Source organism: Edaphobacter sp. FHG110511_03, from assembly GCF_059115365.1.
In genome coordinates, this window is record NZ_JBZYWL010000003.1 from 680,483 (window position 1) to 699,574 (window position 19,092).

The window sequence follows — 19,092 nt, forward strand, 5'->3', positions numbered from 1 at the left end:
AGGATCCTTTTCCCTAGACGCACTCTGCCTGACCAAAGTTGGGATGACGGTCGATGACACCGAAGCAAAAACTTAGCGCGGGGCTTTTGATGTATCGACGTAGAGGCGATGCAATCGAGGTCTTTCTGGTGCACCCCGGAGGGCCATTCTGGGCCAAGAAGGATCTGGGGGCGTGGACTCTTCCCAAGGGAGAGTATGAGCCGGACGAGGAACCGTTGGCTGCGGCCCGCCGGGAGTTTCAGGAAGAGACCGGCTTTCCAGCGCAGGGCAAGTTTCTTGAGCTTGGTTCGATTCGACAGAAGAGCGGAAAGGTTGTGGTTGCGTGGGCCTTCGAGGGGGACTGCGATCCGGGTCAACTCATCAGCAACACATGCGAGATCGAATGGCCTCCGAAGTCGGGGATTCGGAAGGAGATTCCTGAGGTGGATCGGGGAGAGTGGTTTTCACTGCAGGGGGCCAAGGAGCGCATTCGAGCTGAGCAGGCGGATTTGCTGACGCGACTGGCGGAGCAGGTTTCAAGCCTCGATTAATGCATCGGGACAACATGCGACAGGTTGGAAGATATTTGGCGGCACGGGCAAAATACAGGGATTCCCCGGCTTCGCTCGGAATGACGGTGGGAGAGTTTATGCCATGTGCGAGCATAGGGGTACAGGACCGCCGACAAGCTGCTGTGCCGCATCCGGTTGAGGGATGTAGGATGTCGAAGAGTTCTCGCAATGTTTCCAATCTGTTTCAACCAAGGAGAGTGCATCGCAATGGAATCTTCGCAGGCCGAGCTTCTGAACTCCGTTCCTCCCGTCGCGGTAGCGGCACGAACAAAGGCAAGCTTCTTCAAGCGGGGTATCAGCGGCCTATTCGTAACGGCCCTTGCCATAGGATCTATGACCCATTTGTTGGGACAACAGAAGCCGAAGATACCTGGGAATGATTGGATTCAACTCTTCAACGGAACGGACCTGACGGGCTGGACGAAGATTGGCGCGGAGAGCTGGACTGTAGAGGGAGACGGCCTGCTGCATGGTCGCGGCTTGACCAAGGCCTATGGCTATCTCGAGACCGAGAAGGACTACAAGGACTTTCAGCTCTCGCTTCGTTTCAAATGCGTTGGGGATGGGAACAGCGGCGTCTTCTTCCATACAGGGTTCAAGCCGAACTCCGTGGATACGACACAGGGCATGCAGTTCGAGATCGATTGCACGATGATGCACCATACGGCTGGCGTGTATGCGGAGGATGGCCGCGGGTGGGTGGTATGGCCTTCTCCTGAAAATGAGGGCGTTGTGCGCAAGGGCGAGTGGAACGACTACTTTGTGGAGGTGATCGGCAACCGGTATCGCTCGCGTTTGAATGGCGTGCCGATGGTCGACTTCACAGACCCGAAGCCGGGAGCTGGAGACGGGAAGATCGCTCTGCAGCTTCATGCGGGCGGCGCGGGGAATATGCAGTTCAAAGACATCTGGATCCGGGATCTTTCGTCGCGCTAGATTCCGACTCTTTGCGTCGGGCCGGTGCGGAAACGTGCGTTTCGTACCGGCTCGATGGGTGTCTCTCTATAAAGAAAGAGCAAAGGATAACGAAAGTGCAAGGTCCAGGGAAGATGTATCGATCGTTGCGGCTGGGTTGCTATGCGCTGGCGTGCTGGTGCTCGGTTGGCCATGCGCAGGCACCGCACACTACGTGGAGCGACTACGGCGGAGCGCCGGATGGTGCGCAGTATTCCGCGCTGAAGCAGATCAATCGAACGAATGTTAGTAAGCTCAAGCAGGCCTGGGTCTTTGAAACGGGGGATGAGCGGGGGTACTCGTTCAACCCGCTCGTCGTTGGGAAGCGCATGTATGTGCTGGCCCATAACAATTCGGTGGTGGCGCTGGATGCAGCGAATGGGCGAGAGCTGTGGTCGCATAGCCTGAACGCGAAGACTACGCTCATCATGAATCGCGGCATTAATTACTGGGAGAGCGCAGACAAGAAGGATCAGCGCCTGATTCTGACGGTCGACAACACGTTGCAGGAGCTGGACGCGAACACCGGTACGCCGATTACGAATTTCGGGGCTGCAGGGCGTGTGGATCTGCGCGAGGGGCTGGGGCGTGATCCGAAAAGCCTCACGCTGGTTCAGTCGTACAATCCGGGACGCATCTTTCACGATCTGCTTATCCTCGGTTCCGCCACGAATGAAGAGTATGACTCCGGGCCCGGAGATATTCGCGCCTATAACGTCCTTACGGGTCACCTGGAATGGACCTTTCACACGATTCCGCATCCTGGCGAAGTTGGCTATGACACCTGGCCGAAGGATGCATGGAAGTCTGTGGGCGGTGCGAATGCATGGAGCGGCATGGCGCTGGACGAAAAGCGCGGGATGGTCTTCGTGCCTACCGCCAGTCCGAAGTACAACTTCTACGGTGCGAATCGCACGGGCGCGAATCTCTTCGGCGACTGCATTCTTGCGTTGGACGCACGGACCGGCAAGCTCATCTGGTATTACCAGACGGTTCATCACGATATATGGGATTACGACAATGCAACCACACCGATGCTGCTGACGGTACAGCACGGCGGCAAGAAGGTGGATGTGGTGGCGGTGGCCAGCAAGGTGGGCTTTGTATGGGTCTTCGAACGCGAGACCGGTAAACCTCTGTGGCCGGTGGAAGAGCGCCCGGAGCCGAAGTCCGATATGTCGGGGGAAGAGACTTCGCCGACGCAGCCGTTTCCTTCGAAGCCGCCGGCGTTTGCTCGGCAGGCGTTTACGGAGAAGGATCTCAGCCCATTTCTTGAACCGGCGGAGCGGGAACAACTGGAGCGCCAGATAAAGGCCGCGCGGAATCACGGCCTCTTCACGCCTCCGGGGCTGGAGGACACGGTCGAGATGCCGGGCAACAATGGCGGGGCAAACTTTGGAGGAGCCGCGATTGATCCTACGGCGGGATATTTTTATGTCGTCTCCAAGGACGTGCCGTCGATGCTGAAGCTGACGCTGGCAGCGGAGCCTCTGAAGACCGGCTCGCCGGAGGTGCGCGGCCGGGCGTCGTTTGAAGCGAACTGCAGCTTGTGCCATGGGAGCAACAGGGAAGGGAAGCCGCCTGCGATTCCCTCGCTGGTAGATGTGCGTTCGCGGTTGAACGAGAAGCAGATCGAAGACGCGGTGCATTATGGCAAGGGGCCGATGCCTTCTTTTGCGCGGCTTTCGCAGCCAGAGATCGATTCTCTGATCGCCTATCTGACGCGACCGGATCTGGCTCCAGATGTCCCGGCTTCCAGCGTGCCCGCGGCAAAGGTTGCGACTGGCGATCCTGCCAAGGCGCACTATCGCAGCGGGTTCGGCTTTATGTTTGCCAGCAGTGGTCTCCCTGTCATCGCACCACCCTGGACGACGATGACCGCCTATGACCTGAACAAAGGCACCATTCGGTGGCAGATTCCGCTGGGAGAGGTTCCAGAGCTGGCGGCGCAAGGCTTTACGAAGACTGGCTCCCACTTCCCGAAGACCAATCCGGTTGTGACGGCGGGCGGGCTTATCTTTACGGGCTCTCGCGACAAGAAGGTCCGTGCGCTCGATTCGGACACGGGTAAGGTGTTGTGGGAGGCGGAGCTTGGAGCCGCACTCGAAGGCATGCCTGCCGTTTACGAGATGGATGGGCGGGAATATATCGTCTTCTGCGCAGCTGCGCGTGCTACGACCCACACGCACGCTATTGCCGGGCATCCTGCTTCGCAGGATCCTATTCATGGATCGTATGTTGCATTTGCCCTGCCTGAAGCAGGTGGAAAGAATTGAGGATTTTCCGCGCAAGTCGCGGCTCCAGTCTTAGGTGAGCACCTGCTGAATTTATTTTTGGCGTGTGGAGTGGGAGCATGGGCATCACCCGACGTGACTTTATTGCAGCGAGCGCGCTCTCCGGTCTTGTCTCTGCTTCCGTCCCTTTGTTCGCGAAGAGGACGGATGCGCTTGTAGTTCCGTTGGGTGTGCATACCTTCAGCTTTCACGAGATTATGGAAGGCGGTATGCCCGCGGTGGACGAGATCCTTGCGGATACGCGTCGGCTCGGATTGAATCTGTAGAGCTCTTTGCACCACAACTCAGCCCCTTTCGCATGCCGGAAGGCTTTTACAAGCGGTGGTGGGAGGCAGCTCATCCAAACGATGCGATCGCCGCTCCTGCTTTGGCCGAGACTCCGCAACAGCGTAGAGAGAAGCTGCGGCAATGGCGCGCTAACGTTTCGCCGGATTACTTTGGAGCTGTACGTCGCAGGTTTGCTGCGGCGGGCGTGGAGATCTTCGCGCTCAACTACAGCTTCGATGCTTCGATGACGGATGCGGAGCTCGATAGCGGCTTTGAGCAGGCCAAAATGCTTGGCGCAGAGATCATTACATCTTCCAGCACTCTCTCGCTCGCGGAGAAGCTGGTGCCTTTTTCCGAACGACATCGCATGGCGGTGGCCTTTCATAACACGACCAGTTCCGATCCGGATCGTGTTGTGAGCCCTGGTGCTTACGCAAAGCTGCTCTCCATGTGCAAGTGGTACAGGATCAACCTTGATGTCGCGCATTTCTTCGCTGCGGGTTATGATCCTGTTCGTTTCATCGAAGAGCAGCACGTTCATATCGCGAGCCTGCATCTTCACGACCGCAAGAAAGAGAACGGCCCGAGTGTGCCGAATGGCGAGGGGGATACGCCGCTGCGCGAGATCCTGCAACTGCTGCACGATCGGCATTGGAAGATTCCATCGTTTTATGAGCTGGAGTGGGTTGGCTCGGGTGAGCCGGTTCCAGAGATTACGAAAGACTTGAGCTATCTTCGCGGGCTTATGGGCGGCTAAAGAGAGGTCAGATACTCGAAAGCCGCTATGGATGCTGCACTGCGGGGCAGCAGTGCCAGCTCTGCATCGCTGAATAGGATCTGAGTCGATGCCAGGAAGCGCGGCAGGAGGTTGTTCTCCATGGCTTGCTGCGTCGCCGCACGAAACACGCCGTTTTCAAATCCTTCCATGTCCGTGAAGAACACGCACTGAGGATTGTTCAAGTGAATCAACGATGCTACCGCAGTGCCCACAGCGTTACCCGCGTTGCGCAGAAGCTTTGTCGCCGTTGCGTTGCCCTGCACCGAAAGTATCTCCAGATCGCGCATACCGCGAACGGGCAGACCTGCCTGCTTTGCCATGCGGCGCAGGGCCGAACCGCCTGCGATCGTGTCCAGGCATCCCTTGCGACCGCACCGGCACAGCGCTCCCCCGGGGTCCATAATGATGTGGCCAATTTCGCCGGCGCTTCCATCGTCGCCCCGGTAGAGCATCTCGTTCATGTAGTGGGCAGCGCCAATCGTACGTCCCAGAACGATGCTTGAGAAGTTGTGGGAGTTCCGGGCATGGCCAAAGAATTTTTCTCCCACCGCAATGGCATTGGCATCGTTCTCAACCCATGCCGGCAATCGCAATCCCTTGCCGATGAGCTTTGCGATGGGGACATCGCGCCAGTTCAGCGCCGCAGAGTAGCGGCAGATTCCTTCAACGGCATCGACGATTCCGGTTACGGTGATTCCAACGCCCAGAACCCGGCTTCGCGGAATGGATGCGTTTTTCAAGAGACGGGAGAAGGCAAAGCGCACGGCTTGTAAGAGTTGTTCCGGTGTCTTGCAGAAGGGAAGTGGTTCCTGGGCGAGGATTTGCCCACGCAGGTCGGTGATGACCATTGGCATTGCAGATTCGGCGATCCCGAGGCCAACAAAGTATGCGTAGGAAGCCTGCAACTCAACCTGCATGATTGGGCGCCCGCGCCGCCTTTCCGTAGCCTGCGATGGGGATTCGATCACTAACCCACGCTGTAGAAAGACTTGGATTACATCGGTGATGGCGGCTGGGCTTACATCCGCAATCTCACTCAATTCAGAACGTGAGAGTTGAGGCTGCCGCAGAAGTGCCATGATTACTGCGTGCCGAGCCGAGTGGCCATTCATTCTCACTGGCTTGTCTCGAACGATTGTCAAAGACCCATCCATGTGCTGCCAATATGAGATGCAGAGAGCCACGAGGCGTGATTCGCAGCTTGACGCTTGCCAAGGACGTGCATATGATCCACCTACCGAAGCATTCTTTTGAGGATTTTATAGAACCATACCAGCGGAACTGTCCCTAAGAATCTTTAATTTTTTCAGTAAGTGAATAAATTCGCTTCTGATCTGCTCCCTACTGCCAGCTTTCCCACCCTGCTGTTTGCGGTTCGACGTAGCTGCTTCCGTTTTCGCAACGTTTGCTAAGTACACATTCGTGAACTGAAAGATGGGTTTGACCATTTTGAGGAGGCTTTCATGAGGCGCACATTCATTCTTGGATCCAAGCAGAACGCATGTAGAACAGACAGCCCAACCCCATCGCACAACGTTCTGAGACGTTGGCTGCACCGCGGAGCGGTGGGTATCCTAACCGTCGCGATTTTTTCCAGCCTGCCGCTGCTGGCCCAGAACACCACGGCAGATGTGATTGGCACTGTAACCGACAGCTCGGGCGCTGCAGTTCCGAATGCGACGGTTGAACTGACCAGTGTAGATACTCATGAGACGCGTACCGTGAAGTCCGGCGGCGGAGGAGAATATACCTTCACACTCCTGAAGCCGAGCCGGTATTCACTTACGGTTACCGCGCCTGGGTTCAAGTCGTTCCAGATCTCCTCTTTTGGACTGGCCGCTGGTGACCGCGCCCGCGAAGATGCCCATCTGGATATTGGCGGTACGAATGAAACCGTAACTGTAGAGGCCACGTCGCCAGCGTTGCATACCGATACCGCTGCCTTAATTACGACGGTGACGGAGAAGGCGACGCAGGAACTTCCGTTGAATGGCCGTAACTATATCAACCTGGTGCAGGTGACTCCAGGCGCAACGGAAGGCTTGAACAATGGCCTGGCCAGCGGCAACCGGCCTGACGATCGCCGCCAGACCTCCTCGGTTTCAGTCAATGGTCAGGCGGACGTGATCAACAACCAGATGATCGACGGCATGGACAACAACGAGCGTGTCATAGGATCCATCGGTGTTCGTCCTTCGGTCGATGCGATCCAGGAAGTGAGTGTCCAGACGAATGTCTTCACGGCGGAGGTAGGCCGCTCTGCAGGCGCAATCGTCAACGTTATTACGAAGTCCGGTACCAACCAGTTTCACGGTACTGTTTATGAATTCTTTCGCAACGACGTGCTGAATGCGAATCCTTACAAGTTCGGCGCGAATATTCCGAAGCCGAAGTACCGCCAGAATCAGTTCGGCGGCAGCCTGGGCGGACCGATCATCAAAGACAATACTTTCTTCTTTGCCGACTATGAAGGCCTGAACATTGTTCGCAACCTGAATCCGACTACGGCTACGGTACCGACGTTGTTGGAGCGCCAGAACGTCGGCAACTTTACGGACAACAACACGACTGACGCAACGGGCAAACGGATTGTGACGTATCCCGTTGTTGCGGCAGGTAATATTGATCCCATTGGCCTGCAGTACTTCAATCTGTTTCCTCTTCCGACGAATACCTCACTAGCCGGCAATTACGTTGGAACGCCGCGGAACACCCAGTTCAACAAAACTGCAGACGGCCGCGTGGATCATCGCTTTGCTGACGGCGACCTTTTCTATCTTCGCTACACCTACAACTCCGCGGACACCAACATCGGCAGCCTCTTTCCGCTGGTCAACTCGGCTGCCGGCAATATTTTTCCTGGCGGGAACCTGGGCAGCTATCCGGGGCCAGCTGTGAGCCATGCGCACCAGGCCCAGTTGAACTACATCCACACCTTCACGTCGAATGTACTGGTGGAGTTGAAGGCCGGTTATACGTTGTTGGACAATGCGCAACTGCCCTTGAACTACGGCAACAATATCAACACCGCTTTTGGACAGCCGAATATCAATACAGACTCGCGGACGGCCGAGTTGTCGGCCGTCACTGTGACTCAGGGTACAAATCTGGGCAATCGGCCACCGATCATCTATCACGAGAACACCTTTCAATATGAGGGTGTCCTTAACTACATCCGCGGCAAGCAGACGATCAAGATCGGTGCAGGTGTGATCCGTCGGCAGGGCAAGACCACACAGACTGACACGGCCAATGGCAACTGGACCTTCAACGACTTCTCGACTCTGCTTGCGGGCGAGTATGTATCGGGAGGACGCAACTCCATTTTGTATACGCCGCGCAACCGGACATGGGAGCCGCACGGCTTTATCCAGGACGACGTGCACTTGACGCCAAACCTGACACTGAACCTGGGGATCCGGTACGACCTGTTTACCCCTTACACAGAGATTCAGAATATCCTGTCGAATTTCGACACGGATCTGGGGCGCGTGGTCGTTGCCGGGCAGCCCGGTGTTACGCCTAGCGGCAACGTGAGGACAGACTACAGCAACCTTGCTCCACGCGTGGGCTTTGCCTTCACGCCAGTGCCGCGTACGGTGATCCGTGGAGGCTTCGGCCTGACCTTTGCACCAGAGAATATGACATCGGGAGCTGCGCTGGTGAACCAGCCGTTTACCGCGACGTTCGGTCCATTCACACCGGCACAGGCTGTTGCAGCACCCAACGGCGGACCGCAGTACCTGAAGTTTGCCGGTGGTTTGCCTACGCCAACGATCAACAGCGCCACCAACCCAAGTGGCAGCATCACGGCTGCGTTGGATCCGCACTTCCGCTCCACGTATATTGAGCAGTTCAACCTGACGGTAGAGCGCGAATTCGGTGGTTTTGTTGGGACGTTGTCCTATGTGGGTGAGCTAGGCCGTCGCATTGCCTATTATCTGTCTGACTACAACACAGTCACACCGTCTATCTGCACTTTTAATCCTGCCGCGGCAAGTTGCCCTGCTGGATACAACTTCAACAACTACCGCCGTTTTCATGCCACGGTGCCGAACGTCACCAGCATTCCGTACCTGACCAGCAACGCGATCTCGAACTATCACGCAATGCAGGCTGTGTTGAAGCGCCGCTTCAACAAGGGGCTTGATCTGCAGGTCGCCTATACGCTGGCTCGCCTGCTGGACGATGCCGAGACCATCAGCAATAACGGCGGCAATGGCTTTGGCTCACAGGCTGAACTGATTCCGACGTTGGAGTATGGCAACGGAAATCTGGATGTGCGTCACCGCGTAACCGGCACGTTCAACTACTTGCTGCCGTTTGGGGCGAACCTGCATGGCTTCAAGGGGGTGATGGCCAGAGGATGGCAGGCGAATGGCCTCATTGTCTGGAATACGGGTATGCCATTCTCCGTGACGAACGCCAATAATCGTTCGGGTACACGTCCGGCTACTACGAACTCTGACCGGCCGAACATGATCGGTTCCGGTAAGGTTTCGAATCCCACGCTAGCGCGCTGGTTCGACACGAGTGATTTCGTTGCGCAGCCGCAGGCGACGTTTGGCAACGAGCGCCGCAATCAGCTCTACGGCCCTGGGTTGCAGCGCGTGGACCTGTCGCTGTTCAAGAACTTCGACATTACCGAGCGGTTGATTCTCGAGTTCCGGACGGAGGCCTTCAACGTGCTGAATACGACGCAGTTTGCAAACCCAACGGCGTCGCTTGGCAATGCATTGAACGGCCAGATTACTGGCACAACGAACTCCTACAACCCGCGGCTGATCCAGTTTGCGGCCCGATTGAAGTTCTAAGCAGACAGAAGGGGCGGCATTGGGGAATGATGCCGCCCTTTTTTTGCTCTCCACTTTCTTATTGAAATTCTTCGGGGTAAAAGATGCAGCGTAGATCGTTTCTCAAGACCTCGTCCATGGCATCGGTTGCAATGGCAGGCACCCGCGGCTGGGCTGCTCTCAATAGAAAGGCGCGGATCGCCTATGGTGGCATCGGCATCGAGTGCAGTACCTATAGCCACATTCGCGCGCGCATGGAGGATTTCACGATTTTGCGCGGTGAAGAGGCCTCCAGGAACGAGCGCTTCAAATTTTTGAGCCGTTACTCCGTTCCATTCATGCCTACGCTGGTCGCCACCGCGGTTCCTGGTGGTCCCGTGGATTTGAAGACGTACCAATCGATCAAGGCCGAGTTTCTCGATCGGCTGAAGGCGTTGTTGCCGCTCGATGGCCTCTATCTTCCTATGCATGGCGCGATGTTTGTCGATGGCATGCAGGATGCAGAAGGGGACTGGTATGAATCGGCGCGCAGACTTGTCGGCGCCAAGTGCCTGATGTCTGCGAGCTACGATCTGCACGGGAATATCAGCAAACGTGTGATCGACAACCTCGACATGCTTTCTGCTTTCCGCACGGCACCACACATTGACCGCGAAGAGACGATGGTTCGGGCCTGCGATATGCTTACGCGATGCCTGGGGGAGAATATTCGCCCGACACTGATGTGGGCTCCTGTCCCGGTGCTTATGCCCGGAGAGCGCAGCAGCACGGAGTGGAATCCGGGCAAGAGATTGTGGGCGCAACTTCCGGAGATGAATAAGACGCCGGGTGTGCTGGACGTTTCCATGCTGGTGGGTTATGTCTGGGCCGATGAGCCTCGGTCCACGGCGTCCGTTGTGGTCACCGGGACTGACGTTGCGGCTGAAAAGAAGATTGCAACGAACCTTGCGCAGCAGTACTGGGATGCGCGCAAGGAGTTCGACTTCGGGACCGAAGTCTGTAGCGTGGAAGAGTGCGTGAAGCGCGCAATGAATGCTAAGACACGGCCGGCGATTCTGGCTGACTCGGGCGATAATCCTACGGGCGGCGGCAACAGCGATCAGGCTACAGTGCTGGAGGAACTGCTTCGCGCGGGTGCGAAGGATGTGGTCTTTGCGGGGATTACCGACCGGTCTGCAACGCAGGCATGCTATGCCGCGGGTGTCGGGAAGACGATCCCGCTATCTATCGGCGCCACTCTCGATCCGCTTGCCAGCAAGCCCGTAAAGGTCGAAGCCACGGTGAAGTTTCTTCTGGATGAGAAGGACGCCGCAAAACGTGAGGCTGTGGTACAGATCCAAGGGATCACGCTGGTATTGAGTGCGTATCGACGACCCTACCATGACATCGTCGACTTTACGCGGCTCGGGCTGCAGCCGAAGTCGTTCAAGATTATTGTGGTGAAATCCGGTTATTTATCTCCGGAGCTGAATCCTATAGCCAATCCGAGTCTTATGGCGCTTTCCGACGGAGCCATCAATCAGGATATTGTTCACTTACCGCCCAACCAATACAGGAAACCTTCTTATCCCTTCGTTGCGGATTTGACCTTTACGCCGGAGGTCTATACGTCGGCGCGCAGCAGGACATGATGAAGTGACATTCGATCGGATATTCTAAGCTTCTCAAGAGATTGCGACCGAATGGCTTTCTCAAAAAATGTCGTGCTGACGCTTGCTTGTAAGCAAGGGTGATTTTCATTCGGGAACGAAAGAATCGGTTGGTGTTTCGGAGAGCATAGAAAGGAATTCAGACGCAAATGAAGCTTGCGGTACTTGGCTATGGGTTTATGGGAAGCGCTCACCTTGCGGCGATGCAGCGCATTGCGGGAGTTACCGTGAAGTCCGTCTCGTCGCGCACCCGCCCATCTGCAGATGGACCGGCACGCGGCAATTTAAAGCTGGAGAGCGGTCCATTGCCGGAACACGTTGCATGGTACCCGGACTGGAGGGAGATCCTGGAAGATCCGGAGATCGATGCTGTGGATGTGTGCTTGCCTACTGACCTCCATAAGGAGTTGGTGCTTACCGCATTGGCTGCGGGCAAGCATGTGTTTTGCGAAAAGCCCATGGCGCTGACCACGGAGGATTGCGACGCAATACTTGCTGCGGTGGAGGATGGCGGGCCGGTCTTTATGGTGGGGCAGGTACTTCGGTTTATGTTCCCTTATCAATATGCTGCCGATTTTATCGCCGAGGCGGGTCGCGATGCGGTGACTCGATGCGTTCTGCGGCGCGGCTCAGGCTTTCCAGGTTGGGGCGGATGGCTGGCGGAGGAGAAGCGCAGCGGGGGAGCGATTCTGGATATGCTTAGCCATGATCTCGACCAGGTTCTCAAAATATTCGGCCCTCCAAAATCATTGAGCGCTGTTAGCCAGGGAGAGGTCGACACGATGCGGGCGAATCTGCATTATGGCAATGGCCTGGTGGTTCAGGTAGAGGGTGGCTGGTTTGCCTCGGATGTGCCGTTCTTTGCGAGCTTTGAGATCGAGGCGAATGGCGCACTGCTATCGTTTCATGAAGGAGAGCTTCGCCGCCGAGATGAAGGTGGAGAGCAAATCGTCGAAATCCCACAGCATGACCCATACCTCGACGAGATCGCTTATTTTATTGATTGCTGCCGACGCAATGCCGCTCCGGAACTTTGCCTGCCAAAGGAGTCGGCTGCTGCCGTTCGGCTTTCGAATTTACTCAGGACATCTCGCGAGGAGAATGGAAAGGAAATGGAATGGCAAGCGTAGATCCGATGGAGATCGGACTGATGATATGGGCTGAAGATGGTGCGGAAGCAACTCTGAAGCAACTTAAAGCTTTTGGCTTGCGTGCGGGGCAACTTGGCGTGCCGCCCACTGTTGATTGTGACAAGGCGCTCCATGACTGGAAGATTGCGCTCGCAGCCTCGGATGTCACCTTCACCAGCGCAGTTTGTTGTTATACGGGAGAAGACTACTCCAATCTGGAGCGGGTACACGAGTCGGTGGGTTTTACTACACCAGCCTATCGTCAGGAGCGGATTGCAAGGACACGTGAGATTGCGAAGTTTGCGCACGCGCTCGGCATCTCCGCTGTCTCGTGCCATATTGGATTCATTCCCGCTGATCCAGCAGACCCGCTCTATACAGAGCTGCTCGAACTTACTCGTGTGCTTTGCGATGCATGCGCACAGCATGGACAGGACTTTGTTCTTGAAACCGGGCAGGAGTCTGCGGCGGTGCTGCTTGAGTTCATCGCGGACGTAGATCGAGGCAACCTTAAGGTGAACTTCGATCCGGCGAACATGATTCTTTATGGATCAGGCGATCCCATTGAGGCACTTAAGCAATTGCGCGAACATGTGCTCTCAGTCCACTGCAAGGATGGCCGCTCACCGGCTCATTCAGGTTCGCTTGGCTCAGAGTGCGCTCTTGGAGATGGCGAGGTAGACTTCCCAGCATTTCTACGGCAGTTGCAGCATATGGGATATACGGGGTTACTGGCCATTGAGCGTGAGGAGCCAGATCTTCAGCAGAAGAAGACAGATATAGAAACGGCTATCCAGCGGCTGAAGCAGTGGAAGGTGGAGGCGGGGCTTTAAAAATCAAACGGCATGGAGCCATGTTCCCTGGCTCCATGCCGAGTTCAACTATCGCGAGACTTTGAGTTATAGGGCTGCCATGACTTCGCGATATAAGTACTGCGCGCCTTCCACGCCATCCCACGGGCCGTCTTCGTATTCGAGTGCGAAGATGCCGGTGTAGTTGTTATTCAGCATGATGCGTACGCCTCGCTGCACATCCGGCTTGTCCCATCGGTTCCAGAACTTGGCGTGCACGGTTGTGTGCGCGTAGCGAGCCAGATCGTTGAGGGCGTGGTACATCAGGTACTTGTGCTCCCAGTTGCAGAAGTCCGGGCTCGCCTCGCAGTAGATGTTGTTCACTTCTTCAATGATGATGCGGATGTTGATTGGATTTGCGGTGAGGCCCCAGTGGTTTTCCAGCGTTACTTTGACGCCGACCTTGGCGCCGTGGTCGGCCATTTCCTTGAACGATTCGATGCAGTTATCCAGGTAAACCTCGATCTTCGGGTTTTTCGGATATCCGGTGTCGTTCGCCTCCGGCGAAGGAGCGATGCGTGGTCCGCCGCTGTTTACGCGCATACTCTTGGCCCCAAGCATGGCTGCGCCGTCGAGCCATTTTTTCGCTACCTCAACGCCTGCCTTTCGTTTGTCGGGGTCCAGCTCACAGATATCACGCGGAGCATTGTTGGAGATATGGTGGCAAAATACGCCCGCTTTGACTTGCGCATTCGCCATCTTCTCCAGCCACTTCTTACTGTTTGTTGTGGATGGATCGAACTCCAGGATCTCGCGCGGCTTGCCCTGCATATTCATCACAGTGACCTTGGCGAACTGACTGTCGTCGCCGGGGTCACCGAACAGACTTGACCACATATCCATCTTAGTCACGCCAGGGAAGGTCTTCTTCGTGAACTCGGGATATTCCAGAAAGTTGAGTTCTCCGTACTTCGCCTTCATGCTGGCGACTGTTGCTTTATCCCCAACGTTCCCACGTGTCTTAAATATCCAGCGTAACGGATAGCTGTTGGCGGCGATGCGCTTGACCTTCTCCGTGTCGGTCAGGGGCCGGAAGACGCCCGCATGTGTGATGGGTTCAGGGGTGACCTGCTGTCCAGCCGCATCCTGTGCTTCAGTCGAGGTCGCGGACGATGCCAGCAGAACGCCAGCCGCCAGGCTGCCACCTGCACCACGGAGGAAGTTACGTCGATCGAGCGTTGTACGGCGTGAACTCATGATTCGCTTGTTCTCCTTTGCTCTGATAACAGGGTGTGAGGGCGCCGAACGTACGAACCCGTCCGGATCAGGGTCTGGTGGGAGACAGTGCAACAAGAGATGAAAACTTGCAGTAGTAGTACTACATGCCAATTCGCATGTACAGGGCAACGAATTTATCTAGTGAAGGATGAACGACCATAGCGTGTCGCCAGACGCACAAATGATGTATTGATGGTCATCCAGCTCAAAAGTCTGCGGAGCGTTGGAAACCTGACCGATGCGTGTGTTCCACAGAGCTTTACCTTTAGCAGCATCGTAGGCCGCAAGACTGCCGGACCCATCGCCGGTAAAGACAAGACCCCCGGCAGTAGCCAGAAGACCGCCCCCGCCGAAGTGGTCGCTATAAAAGCGATGCCTCCAGCGCGCCTGACCTGTCTTGTAGTCGATTGCAGTCAGATAACTGCCCACGGAGCCGACCTGCACCTCTTCCTTTCCTCCCAGGCCCATAGAGCCACGAGGATCGGGATCGGTGAGGTATAAAAGCGAAAAGGTATCCGCCTCGTAGGTGTACAACAGACCGGTAACCGGTGAAAAGGCAACTGGCTCCCAATTAATAGTGCCACTGGAGTTCGGCGAGCTGAGCGATCCGGCAATGATTGCGTCTTTGCCTGGGTCGCGCTGAGGTCCCCCCGCAGGTGTCAGGCCCTTGGTCCAGTTGGTCGTCAGGCCATACTTGCTGGTCACCAGGTGCTCGCCAGTTACACGATCCAGTGTGAAGTAGTATCCGTTACGCGCCGCGGTTGCCACCAGCTTGCGCATCTTGCCTTTGAACATGCCATCGAACAGCACCGGTGTCTGCGCGGAGTCGTAATCGTGCATGTCGTGCGGTGAGGTTTGGAAGTACCAGGCCATTTTTCCGGTATCTACATTCAGCGCAATCAGCGAACAGGTGAAGAGGTTGTCCAAGTCGCCACGACTGCCCGTGGTATAGGCGGGCGTAGGATTGCCGGTGCCGAAGATATATAAGTGGGTCGCGGGATCGTATGCGCCAGTAATCCAGGTTTGCGCACCACCGTGCCGCGCCGCGTCCATAGTTTTCCATGTGTCCGCCCCCGGATCACTCTTTTCCATGGGCACGGTGTAGAACTTCCACTGGAGCTCACCGGTTTCAGCGTCGTAGGACTGGAGAAATCCGGGAGAGTCGATATCGTTGCCGACGCCTACCAAAACATGATTGCCTATTACGATCGGCGCGGGCGTGGCGAAGTAACCTTGGTCTACGTCCGCGATCATCCTGTGCCAGCGTTCCTTGCCGGTCTTCGCGTCTAGTGAGACCAGGTAATCGTCCGGCGTCTCCATGTAGAGATAGCCATTCCACATGCCAAAACCACGATTGCCAATGTGGGTTCCGCCCTTGGTCTTCCAGAAGTAGTGCCATAATGGGTGCCCGTCCCGTGCATCCACGGCCCATGCATTGTCGGGCATGGTTACGTACAGCGTTCCATCCACAGCTAGAACGGATCCCTTGATGGAACCAGAGCGGATGTTCATGTTGCCGGGGCCCTCGCCACCAACCGTGAGATTTACTGGGGGACGCCTCCCACGCGGACCTGGGCCGGGTGGGGTTGACTCGTCACCCGGTGTGAGTTGAGAAGACCATGCGAGGCCCAGATTTTTGACAGTCTGGCGATTCACTGCTGTCAGTGCGCTGTAGCGTTTGCCGGTGTAGTCGCCGTTGTAGGTTGGCCACGACTTCGCCAATGGCTTCAGCAGTTCTTCCGGCGAGACTCCGCCGCCCTGCGCAAAGGAGATGGCTGGAAGAAGAAAGAGGGAAACGAGAGGAAGCGCGTGTCTGATTTTCACTTCAGGGTCACCAGATATGCGGTCACATCGTGAATGTTTTCGTCCGTGTAGGTTGGCAGCATGTCTCTGTGCTTCTGCAAAGGATTGTGCACTACAACACGCGGAATTGCGCGGTTTCGGCGATAACTGCGCTCTGTGCCATCGCTCATGCGGAGCGTCACCAGGAATTCGTCAACGTGGACCAGAGTTCCGGTGATGGTTTGTCCGGGAGCGGTCGTCACATCCACGGTTGCCTTGGTTGCCGGTCCATCCTCGATTAGCGTGCCGCCTGTCAGCCAGCGCGCCTGGAGCGCCTTTGGCTCGGGAAAGCGGCTTGCAATGCCTTTCAAATCTTCCGTCGCCGAATGGCACGTGCTGCAGTGCGCGGCAAAGTACGCGCTTCCGTGGTCCGGGTTGCCGACTACGATGTTCAATGCTTTTTCTTCTCCCGGCGGCTTGCCTTGACTTCCAATTGTGCCGATTACACTGCGTACATAAGCCGCGACGGCGTCAGCATCCTCGTTGTTCAGGCCGATATTCGGCATCCCTTGCGCCTGGCGCGCACCCTGAATGATGGGGACGATCATCTCGCCGTGCTGATCGCTGAGCGCTGCCTGCGAGCGCAGGAGGTTGGGGCCTCCGATGTCGCCCCCGCGCAGGTCAACTCCGTGGCAGGCCTGGCAGCTGATGCCATAGAGCGTTTTGCCTCGGGCCACTATTGCTGGATCTTCAGCTGCACGTACCTGGCTGGAATTGAAGGAACCGGGCGAATGAGAACGCGTTTGTTGAGCCGCTGCAGCAGGCAATAGGGGTGGGCTCCAACAAAACATAGCCAGAGCGGTAATCAAAGACGTTGTACCGACGACGAATCGAATTGGCATCATAGCTGAAAAACTGCAAGAGAAATCAAAAGCGATAGAGGTTATCCTGTCGCCTTCACGCATAAGCTTCGCCTTCCATGTGGATGCCATAGAAAGTGAAGCGCGTTCGCGCTGACTTGAACTTAACTGCAGTTCTACTACACAGTTTCATGTCTGTACAGGCGGACCGCAAGGAGGCCGTTGTACGGAAAAGGTGTGGTTTACGAACCGTCAAGTTGATGATGAGGGTGAATTTTTAGAGGGAATGTCAGAGATCTGACCATCAGGTACTGGTCTGTGTGCGGCGCAGTTCTTCTGAGAGAAGGATTGCATCCGCAATTTCGCGCATCGATTTACGGCGCTGTCTGCTCTCCCGATGCATCATCTGGTAGGCTTCGTCCTCACTTATGGAGAGATCGCGTTGCAGGACGCTTTTCGCGCGATCTACGGACTTCCGCGTTTCCAGGCGGTTTGCCAGTTGTGAGTTTTCCGTTTCGAGACGCGCACGCTCGATCTCAGCGCCGACCAGATGTCCCAGTGTCGACAGCAATCGCACTTCGTGCGTCGTATGCCGATACGATAGGCGATGTTGCAGGTTGATCACTCCGACTACGCGCCCGGCGCACATAATTGGGGTGCAGAGCATGGCTTCAAAGTGATCCTCGGGAAGATTTTTGAAGGCTTTGAATCGCGAATCGTTCGACGCCCCCGATGCGAGTGCCACGGCTTGCCTATGCTTGGCGACCCATCCCGTGACGCCTTGCCCGATCTGAACTCCAATCTGATCGACGAGGTCGGCATGCGGGTTTTTCGATGCTCTCATGACCAGGTTGTCTTCTTCTAGGACATAGATAAAACAAGAGTCGCAAGGAATCACGGTGGAGATGAAGTGGACGATCCGGTCTAATACCAGGTGCAAGGAATCTGCAGCGGCAATCCGGCTGCTGATCTCATGCAGAAAATCAATCTGACGCAGGCCATCGCGGAACCCGGCCATCGTCGGCGTGGAGGCCTCGACTCGACGGACAGGCTTGCCGTCTTCGCTGTTGTCTTCATCCTCTTCCTGAGGATCCGTGACGATGCCTTCGATCTTCCGGTTGCGCTTCTGCTCCAGGAGCCGCGCTGAATATTGTGCTGCTTCGTTGACCAGAAAACCCATCTTGGGGCGCGATGGCTCGAAATCTGGCTGAATGCCGTAATGGGCCAGCTCTTCCGATGTCGTCGGCCCGATGGACAGCACTACCGTGGACTGAAGAGCTTCACGTAGCTGGGATGCAACGCTCATTTGTTCCGCTACCTGAAACAGGTGAATTACCTGGACGGCAGTCATGAATAAGACGACGTCGATCGTGCCATTCAGCAACCCGAGGATACTCTCACGCAGCGGTTGAAGGTCTTCAGGCAATGTCCATTGATAGACCGGAACTTTGGTGAGGGTGCGGCAGCGCCCGCTTAGCTCAGAGAGGAACTCGGGGTTCGATGCTCCGTATTCCTGAACTGCCACGCTCATCTCTGCAAGCGAATTGCCGAATTGCTTCTCCACGGCTTCGAGCAACTCACGCCAGGTGCTTGGTTCTTCGGAGATGACGTGCACAGGAACCTTCAGTTCCCTGAGCGCGGTGGTTGGCTTTGCTCCCCTCGCACCAATCTTCGCTTTGCGAAGAGATCCCAGAAACTCTTCCCGGTCGAAGCGCTCCTGGGCGATGTCGAGCATTGCGCGAACGCCTACGCCGGTCAGAAAGAGGACAAGGTCAAACTCTCCGCGTAGGAGCCCAGCGGCGAATTCAAGAACTTCACCGTTTGATTCGAGCCCGACCTCACGCATGGCAGGCACGACAATAGCCTCGCCCCCGTAGGTGCGGATCAGCTTCTCAACCTCTTTTGCGCGACGGGACTCCAGCGAAAGTATACGAAGTCCTTTGAAGCTTGCGTGCGCCACGGATC

The 19,092-nt window shown here is 56.3% G+C and carries 14 protein-coding genes; 9 read left to right on the plus strand and 5 right to left on the minus strand.

Annotation, left to right across the window (positions count from 1 at the left end; genetic code table 11):
• Positions 1–53 precede the first annotated feature (53 nt).
• The 5 genes from AC5S26_RS16260 to AC5S26_RS16280 all read left to right on the plus strand — a co-directional run bounded on the left by AC5S26_RS16260 (position 54) and on the right by AC5S26_RS16280 (position 4,823).
• The gene (locus tag AC5S26_RS16260; protein ID WP_494185955.1) at positions 54–530 is read left to right on the plus strand and encodes an NUDIX hydrolase; all 477 of its coding nucleotides are present in this window, start codon (positions 54–56) and stop codon (positions 528–530) included.
• Between the two features lie 228 nt (positions 531–758).
• Positions 759–1,487 (plus strand): 3-keto-disaccharide hydrolase, encoded by a 729-nt coding sequence (locus AC5S26_RS16265; RefSeq protein ID WP_494185956.1) that lies wholly within the window; start codon positions 759–761, stop codon positions 1,485–1,487.
• Between the two features lie 95 nt (positions 1,488–1,582).
• On the plus strand, positions 1,583–3,781 hold the full coding sequence (locus tag AC5S26_RS16270; RefSeq protein WP_494185957.1) for an outer membrane protein assembly factor BamB family protein: 2,199 nt from the start codon (positions 1,583–1,585) through the stop codon (positions 3,779–3,781).
• A gap of 77 nt (positions 3,782–3,858) precedes the next feature.
• Entirely contained in the window at positions 3,859–4,065 is a 207-nt protein-coding gene (locus AC5S26_RS16275; protein WP_494185958.1) for a hypothetical protein, read from the plus strand.
• A gap of 32 nt (positions 4,066–4,097) precedes the next feature.
• A complete protein-coding gene (locus AC5S26_RS16280) occupies positions 4,098–4,823 on the plus strand; it encodes a sugar phosphate isomerase/epimerase family protein (RefSeq protein WP_494185959.1) in 726 nt (241 codons plus the stop codon).
• On the opposite strand, the gene AC5S26_RS16285 is transcribed toward AC5S26_RS16280, so the two are convergent.
• A complete protein-coding gene (locus tag AC5S26_RS16285) occupies positions 4,820–5,923 on the minus strand; it encodes an ROK family transcriptional regulator (RefSeq protein ID WP_494185960.1) in 1,104 nt (367 codons plus the stop codon). The genes AC5S26_RS16280 and AC5S26_RS16285 overlap by 4 nt on opposite strands.
• A gap of 384 nt (positions 5,924–6,307) precedes the next feature.
• Here AC5S26_RS16285 and AC5S26_RS16290 point away from each other — a divergent pair, with 384 nt between their 5' ends.
• From AC5S26_RS16290 to AC5S26_RS16305, 4 genes are all read left to right on the plus strand, one after another.
• Complete coding sequence (locus AC5S26_RS16290) at positions 6,308–9,658, plus strand: TonB-dependent receptor (RefSeq protein WP_494185961.1); 3,351 nt, start codon at positions 6,308–6,310, stop codon at positions 9,656–9,658.
• 83 nt (positions 9,659–9,741) lie between these two features.
• Positions 9,742–11,268, plus strand: coding sequence for a M81 family metallopeptidase (locus tag AC5S26_RS16295; protein ID WP_494185962.1), 1,527 nt, complete (start codon positions 9,742–9,744; stop codon positions 11,266–11,268).
• Between the two features lie 167 nt (positions 11,269–11,435).
• Positions 11,436–12,416 carry a Gfo/Idh/MocA family protein gene (locus AC5S26_RS16300; RefSeq protein ID WP_494185963.1) on the plus strand — a complete coding sequence of 327 codons (981 nt, stop codon included), beginning with the start codon at positions 11,436–11,438 and terminating at the stop codon, positions 12,414–12,416.
• Complete coding sequence (locus AC5S26_RS16305; protein WP_494185964.1) at positions 12,404–13,249, plus strand: sugar phosphate isomerase/epimerase family protein; 846 nt, start codon at positions 12,404–12,406, stop codon at positions 13,247–13,249. The genes AC5S26_RS16300 and AC5S26_RS16305 overlap by 13 nt, the downstream gene beginning before the upstream one ends.
• A 66-nt stretch (positions 13,250–13,315) precedes the next feature.
• On the opposite strand, the gene AC5S26_RS16310 is transcribed toward AC5S26_RS16305, so the two are convergent.
• The 4 genes from AC5S26_RS16310 to AC5S26_RS16325 all read right to left on the minus strand — a co-directional run bounded on the left by AC5S26_RS16310 (position 13,316) and on the right by AC5S26_RS16325 (position 19,087).
• Positions 13,316–14,464, minus strand: coding sequence for a TIM barrel protein (locus tag AC5S26_RS16310; RefSeq protein ID WP_494185965.1), 1,149 nt, complete (start codon positions 14,462–14,464; stop codon positions 13,316–13,318).
• Positions 14,465–14,623: 159 nt separating this feature from the next.
• Positions 14,624–16,309 (minus strand): acido-empty-quinoprotein group A, encoded by a 1,686-nt coding sequence (locus AC5S26_RS16315; RefSeq protein ID WP_494185966.1) that lies wholly within the window; start codon positions 16,307–16,309, stop codon positions 14,624–14,626.
• Positions 16,306–17,004: a c-type cytochrome gene (locus tag AC5S26_RS16320; protein ID WP_494185967.1), complete on the minus strand. Its 699-nt coding sequence runs from the start codon at positions 17,002–17,004 to the stop codon at positions 16,306–16,308. Before AC5S26_RS16320 ends, AC5S26_RS16315 begins: the two co-directional genes overlap by 4 nt.
• Positions 17,005–17,431: 427 nt before the next feature.
• The gene (locus tag AC5S26_RS16325; RefSeq protein WP_494185968.1) at positions 17,432–19,087 is read right to left on the minus strand and encodes a uroporphyrinogen-III synthase; all 1,656 of its coding nucleotides are present in this window, start codon (positions 19,085–19,087) and stop codon (positions 17,432–17,434) included.
• Between the last annotated feature and the right edge of the window lie 5 nt (positions 19,088–19,092).

Bases quoted from the DNA above. Each gene is read 5' to 3' on its own strand.
- AC5S26_RS16260 (WP_494185955.1), top strand. From the start codon at position 54: ATGACACCGAAGCAAAAACTTAGCGCGGGGCTTTTGATGTATCGACGT.
- AC5S26_RS16265 (WP_494185956.1), top strand. From the start codon at position 759: ATGGAATCTTCGCAGGCCGAGCTTCTGAACTCCGTTCCTCCCGTCGCG.
- AC5S26_RS16275 (WP_494185958.1), top strand. From the start codon at position 3,859: ATGGGCATCACCCGACGTGACTTTATTGCAGCGAGCGCGCTCTCCGGT.
- AC5S26_RS16280 (WP_494185959.1), top strand. From the start codon at position 4,098: ATGCCGGAAGGCTTTTACAAGCGGTGGTGGGAGGCAGCTCATCCAAAC.
- AC5S26_RS16285 (WP_494185960.1), bottom strand. From the start codon at position 5,923: ATGGCACTTCTGCGGCAGCCTCAACTCTCACGTTCTGAATTGAGTGAG.
- AC5S26_RS16290 (WP_494185961.1), top strand. From the start codon at position 6,308: ATGAGGCGCACATTCATTCTTGGATCCAAGCAGAACGCATGTAGAACA.
- AC5S26_RS16295 (WP_494185962.1), top strand. From the start codon at position 9,742: ATGCAGCGTAGATCGTTTCTCAAGACCTCGTCCATGGCATCGGTTGCA.
- AC5S26_RS16300 (WP_494185963.1), top strand. From the start codon at position 11,436: ATGAAGCTTGCGGTACTTGGCTATGGGTTTATGGGAAGCGCTCACCTT.
- AC5S26_RS16305 (WP_494185964.1), top strand. From the start codon at position 12,404: ATGGCAAGCGTAGATCCGATGGAGATCGGACTGATGATATGGGCTGAA.
- AC5S26_RS16310 (WP_494185965.1), bottom strand. From the start codon at position 14,464: ATGAGTTCACGCCGTACAACGCTCGATCGACGTAACTTCCTCCGTGGT.